The sequence below is a fragment of the Methanoculleus sp. UBA413 genome, assembly GCF_002502935.1.
Classification (GTDB): Archaea; Halobacteriota; Methanomicrobia; order Methanomicrobiales; family Methanoculleaceae; genus Methanoculleus; species Methanoculleus bourgensis.
The window spans coordinates 1-5,744 of the sequence record NZ_DAQR01000098.1; the positions used below are offsets into that span (position 1 = coordinate 1).

The window sequence follows — 5,744 nt, forward strand, 5'->3', positions numbered from 1 at the left end:
CGGCCTCCGGCCTCCTCCCCCGCCCCTGGTGCGGGGGCAGTGCCCAGGCGTATACCCGGTGGAAGGCCGTCCTCCGAGATGCAACCCCCCCCGGATAGTGTGTAAAATAAGGTCGATGCTCCCCACCGTTGAGAGTGCCGGTAATTGAGAATCGATGCACTAGTGCTTGTTGTCATCTTAAATTTAGAGATCTCCCGTGTGCTTCCGCGTGAGAGAACGTCGCGCCTGAAATATGAGATACAATGCTCTCACTACCTCCTTCCGCAGCACCCGGCCTTCCTGAGGGTGAACCGGAACGCGGCGCCCTCCTCCGGGTGCCCGGGCACCCGGTCCTCGACCCAGATGTTGCCCCCGTAGCGCGCAATAAGCATCCGGCATATCGAGAGCCCAAGACCCTGGCTCCCTCTCCTGCCGCTCTCCCGCTCGAACCGGAAAAAGATCGCCTCCTTCATGGCATCGTCGACACCGGGGCCCGTGTCGGCGACGGTGACGACGACGGTCCTCTCATCCCGGTCCTCGACCGCCACCGTGACCTCGACCCCCGGCCCACCGTGTTTTACGGCGTTGCCGATCAGGTTCATGAAGACCTCGGGAAGCAGGTCGTCGGCGAGGATCATCACGGGCTGCCCGTCATAGTGGATGCAGAGGTCTGCGAAGTGGGTGATCTCGTCAAGAATCACGGCATGGAGGTCGATGGGTGTAAGTCCGACCCGGCTCTCATGGATCTTCCTGATGGTGGCGACATTTGTCGTGATCTCAATGCTCTTCCGGATCCCGTCCTTGAGTTTCCTGGCGTGCAGGGCCGCCTCCCCCTCGAGTTCATCGATGAGGGTATCGGCGTAGATGTTCGCGACGTTATCGGCGTTCCTGATGTCGTGGGTGAGGATGTCCAGGTAGAGATTCGCCTCCCGGTTCGCCGCTTCAAGCCGGCGGAGGAGCATCCGCCGCAGGAGACCGGCCCCGATCTCACGGCCGATCGCCTCGAGGAGCGCACGTTCCCCGGGAGAGAAGGACCCCCGGTCCCTGCTCCCGATGAGGAGTGCCCCAAAGACCTCCGACTCAGCGGCGAGCGGGATGCAGGCGAGTGCCGCGAGCCCGGTTTCCCGGAGGAGGAGGGCGGCATCGCGGTCCCCTCCCCGCTCAAGGTAGCAGGGACGGCCGACCCAGAACTCACCCAGGGTACTCTCTGCCCGCTCAAGGCAGCCATCCGGGATGTTCCGCCGGCAATAGGGGGTTCGCCGACCCCGCGCGGCATCGGGGCAGTAGATAGCACCGCCGTCGTAGCCGAGAAGGTCGAGCGTCTGGTCAAGCGCCGTCTCCAGCAGTTCTCCCGTGGAGTGTGTAGCCGACGTGCCGATGATCCTGTTGAGCAGCAGGAGGTGCCGGTTGCTTGCCTGGAGTTGCTCCTCAGCGCGCTTCCGGTGGGTGATATCCCGCATAACGATCTGGACCGCGGGCCGGCCTTCGAGAAACGTCCGTGTGCCCCTTCCCTCGACCGGGACGGTCGTTCCATCGAGCCTGACGAGCGGCAGTTCAACGAGCGGGGTCTCCTCCCCCTGCAGGTGCTGCGAGATGAGGTCCCCGACCCGGTCCCGGGCTTCCGGGCGGAAGATCTCAATGATAGCCTTCCCGATGACTTCCGCCGGGTTTGAAGCGCCGAGCAGCCTCATGCCGGCAGGGTTGACGTACGCGATCCTCCCGTCACGGTAGATCAGGGTCGCCTCGGCGGAGAGCTCGACCAGCGAGCGGTACTTCTCCTCGCTCTCCCGGAGCTGCTCCTCCATAATCTTTTGGGGGGTGATATCCAGGACCCCGGCAAGAGATCCCCGGAGGGTGCCGTCGGCGTCGATGATAGGGGCGGTTGCAACCAGCGTATGGACGCGGGCACCGCTTTTTTGGAGAAACTCACACTCAAAGACTTCGCGCATGCCCCGCTCCCGGCGCCGCAGGCGTTCCTGCACGGCCCCGACATCCTCTTCGGCAACAAACGCAGAAACCGGCATCCCGATCATATCGGCGACAGGGTAGCCGAGGATATCAGCCATCTTCTGGTTGGCAAAGACCGTGGTCCCCCGCGCATCGATCATCCAGATACCCTCGTTGAGGTTCTCGATGAGGAACCGGTACCTGTTCTCGCTCTCCCGCAGGATCTCCTCCATCCGCCTCCGCTCCGGAGCACCGGATCGGCGCCGGTCAGGGCAGATGTGGATGAGCCGCGTTCCCGGGAGCGGCCCTTCATGCACAGTCCTGCACGAGCAACGGGCCTGCTCTACTTCGCCGTCGGGCGACCGCAGGGTGCATACAAACTCAACCGTCTCAAGACGGCCGGAGAGGAACGCCAGGATCTCCTTTCCGCGCGATTCTTCGCAGATCCGGGGCACCAGGTCGCGGCGGATAACAAGGTCCGCATCAACCCCGCAGGGTGTGTCCTGGTTGATATCAAGAAAGCGCTGAAGATGCCTGTTGATGCAGGCTACCCGGTTCTCGGGGCCGATAATGAGCACCCCTTCGTCGAGCGCATCCAGGATGGCGGAGAGCGCGGGGATATCGCCATGTGCGAGGATGTATTCGTGCATCGGCCGGGACCACCTACCTTGTACTTTTATAGATTTTTTATTTAGTTTGACCTATAAAATCATCCGGCCCACCTTAAATGAATCAAGCCAGGCTACAGGGAAATCGCAGGGGCCCTGGAGGCTGCGTGGGCAGATCTCTTGGGGTACGGGCAGTATGCTTATTCCCGTAATTTATAAACCTACGTATTTCCTCCTGCAGGGCATCTGAACCGTATCGAGCGGCGGAGATCTGCCTCCACCGTGACGGTGGGTGCCCTATGAGGTAACGAGGAACCGTTGATCTGTTCAGGATAATCGATCCGGTTAGGATGACCGAAGAGCACGCCCCAGGCACTGCCGGGGGGAGGGCACGCCTCATGAGGTTTCACGGGGGCTCGAGGTGGTGCGCGGGCAACCCCGGCCCAAGTAACCTCCGGTAGATTTACGTTCCCTGCAACCTGTCCACCCCCCATGAACGGATATATGCACCCGTACTGGGACGGCCACCACATGTTTGAGGGGTGGCCCGCGTCCCTGATCTTCGGGTGGGGCATGATGCTCCTCTGGCTGATCGTCTTCTTCGCCATCGGCGTCCTGGTCTACCGGGATGCAGAGCGACGGGGAATGAACGGCCCGCTCTGGTTCATCCTCGTCATCCTCCCCATGGTCGGGTTCATCTTCCTCATCCTCTACCTGGTGCTCCGGGAGCCCGGCAGAGTACAGGCGGTCCCGGCCGGCGATACGGCGATGGACGTGCTCAGGGAGCGTTACGCGCGGGGCGAGATCGGCGAAGAGGAGTTCCGGAAGCGTGAAAAAGAACTGGAGCGGAGGGACTGACATGGGCCATGATCACGGGGAGCAACACCGGGAGAAGCCGCCGGAGGCCCACCGGCCGGGCGCCCCGCACCACCACGCCCTCGAGGACTTCCGGCGGCGGTTTATCGTATCGACCATTCTCACGGTCCCGATCCTCCTCCTCTCGCCACCGGTCCAGGCGCTCCTCGGGATCACCATCACCTTCCCGGGCTCAGACTACCTCCTCCTCGCCCTCGCAACCGTCGTCTACCTCTACGGCGGCTGGCCGTTCCTTACCGGTATCGTAAGCGAACTCAGGGATAGGATGCCGGGGATGATGACGCTCATCGCCGTCGCGATCACCGTCGCCTACGTCTACAGTTCGGCGGTCGTTCTCGGCGTCGTCGGCGGGGAGGGGTTCTTCTGGGAACTTGCCACCTTAATCGACATCATGCTCCTCGGGCACTGGGTGGAGATGCGCTCGGTCCTCGGGGCCTCGAGGGCGCTTGAGGAACTCGTCAGGGTCATGCCGTCGGAGGCGCACCTGGTCCAGGACGGCGGAACTGAGGACGTGCCCGTGGACCGGCTCACCCCGGGCGACCGGGTCCTCGTCCGGCCCGGGGAGAAGGTGCCGGTGGACGGCGTGGTGGTCGAGGGGGCGACGAGCGTCAACGAGGCGATGCTCACCGGCGAGTCGAAGCCGGTGGAGAAGCGTCCCGGGGACGGGGTCATCGGCGGGGCGATCAACGGTGAGGGCTCGGTCGTCGTCGAGGTCAGGAAGACGGGTGCGGAGACCTACATCGCCCAGGTGATCGACCTCGTGAGGAAAGCACAGGAGAGCCGGTCCCGGACCCAGGACCTCGCAAACCGGGCTGCGTTCCTCCTGGTGGTGATCGCCCTCTCGGTCGGTGCGGTGACGTTTGCGGCATGGCTCACCCTCGGGGAGGGGGCCGGGTTTGCCGTGGAACGGGCCGCGACCGTGATGGTCATCGCCTGCCCCCACGCGCTCGGTCTCGCCGTCCCGCTCGTGGTCGCGGTCTCGACGGCGCTTGCTGCCCAATCAGGGTTCCTGATCCGGGACCGGACCGCGTTTGAGCGGGCAAAGGATCTCCAGGCGGTCGTCTTCGACAAGACCGGGACCCTCACGCTGGGGAAGTTCGGGGTCACCGATATCCTCACCTTCGGCGGCGCTGCGGAGGAGGACGTGGTCAGGAGAGCGGCGTCGGTGGAGACGCACTCCGAGCACCCGATCGCCCGGGGCGTGGTCCGGAGCGCGGAGGAACGGGGCCTCTCCCTCCTCCCGCTCGAGGGCTTCCAGGCGATCCCCGGGGTCGGCGTCGAGGGAGAGACCGACGGCCGGAGGGTCGGGGTGGTCAGCCCCGGTTACCTCGCTGAGCGGGGAATAGAGACCGGGGACGAACGGGTCGGGGCGCTCCAACGGCAGGGCAAGACCGTCGTCTTCCTCCTCGAGGACGACCGGCTCACCGGGGCCCTCGCGCTCGCCGATATCATCAGGCCTGAGTCGGGGGAGGCTGTCCGGCGGCTCAAAGCGATGGGTATCCGGTGCATGATGCTCACCGGCGACAACCAGGACGTCGCCGCGTGGGTGGCGGGGGAACTGGGCCTCGATGAGTTCTTCGCCGGGGTTCTTCCCCATGAGAAGGCCGCAAAGATCCAGGAGGTGCAGCGCCGCTACCGGGTGGCGATGGTGGGCGACGGGATCAACGACGCCCCGGCGCTCGTGCAGGCCGACCTCGGGGTCGCTATCGGGGCGGGGACCGATGTGGCCGTGGAGAGCGCCGATATTGTCCTCGTGCGAAACGACCCCAGAGACGCAGCGGCAGTCATCGACCTCTCAAAGAAGACCTACCGGAAGATGTTCCAGAACCTCCTCTGGGCGACCGGCTACAACGCCGTCGCCATCCCGCTCGCCGCCGGCGTGCTCTTTGGTGCCGGTATCGTCCTCACCCCGGCCGCCGGGGCGGTGCTGATGAGCGCAAGCACTGTGATCGTCGCTGTCAACGCACGGATGCTCCGGGTATAGGCTCCCCTGCACCCCAGGGGTGATTGATTGAACCAGCCAGCTCAATGCAATCAAATAGGACATCCTATCCAGTCTCTACCGGAGATGAGTTCACCATGAGACGCAGTACACCAATCAGAATCGTTTCCCTCCTGATCGTCCTCGCCGTGGCGGTTCCTGCCGTGCAGGCCGCCCTCGTCGTCGATGCCGGGGGCGACTGCACCGCACTCGCCGGAGAGCAGGTCACAATCCTCGCCACCTACAACGACACAGACATCGCCGACGCACTGAACCTCTCAGCCACCATCAACTGGGGCCCGGCGACGACGACACCGGAGATCGCGCTGCACGATGACCACAACGGCACAATC

General features: G+C 64.3%; 3 protein-coding genes and 1 pseudogene. 3 read left to right on the forward strand and 1 reads right to left on the reverse strand.

The window, feature by feature from the left end; genetic code table 11:
- Window positions 1-251 precede the first annotated feature (251 nt).
- The gene (locus BP858_RS08090; protein WP_286879256.1) at window positions 252-2,576 is read right to left on the reverse strand and encodes a PAS domain S-box protein; all 2,325 of its coding nucleotides are present in this window, start codon (window positions 2,574-2,576) and stop codon (window positions 252-254) included.
- A gap of 450 nt (window positions 2,577-3,026) precedes the next feature.
- Here BP858_RS08090 and BP858_RS08095 point away from each other — a divergent pair, with 450 nt between their 5' ends.
- From BP858_RS08095 to BP858_RS08105, 3 genes and pseudogenes are all read left to right on the forward strand, one after another.
- Window positions 3,027-3,392 carry an SHOCT domain-containing protein gene (locus BP858_RS08095; RefSeq protein WP_014867954.1) on the forward strand — a complete coding sequence of 122 codons (366 nt, stop codon included), beginning with the start codon at window positions 3,027-3,029 and terminating at the stop codon, window positions 3,390-3,392.
- Window position 3,393: 1 nt separating this feature from the next.
- The gene (locus BP858_RS08100; RefSeq protein WP_286879257.1) at window positions 3,394-5,394 is read left to right on the forward strand and encodes a copper-translocating P-type ATPase; all 2,001 of its coding nucleotides are present in this window, start codon (window positions 3,394-3,396) and stop codon (window positions 5,392-5,394) included.
- 95 nt (window positions 5,395-5,489) lie between these two features.
- Window positions 5,490-5,744, forward strand: a pseudogene (locus tag BP858_RS08105) (hypothetical protein); the annotation flags it as partial.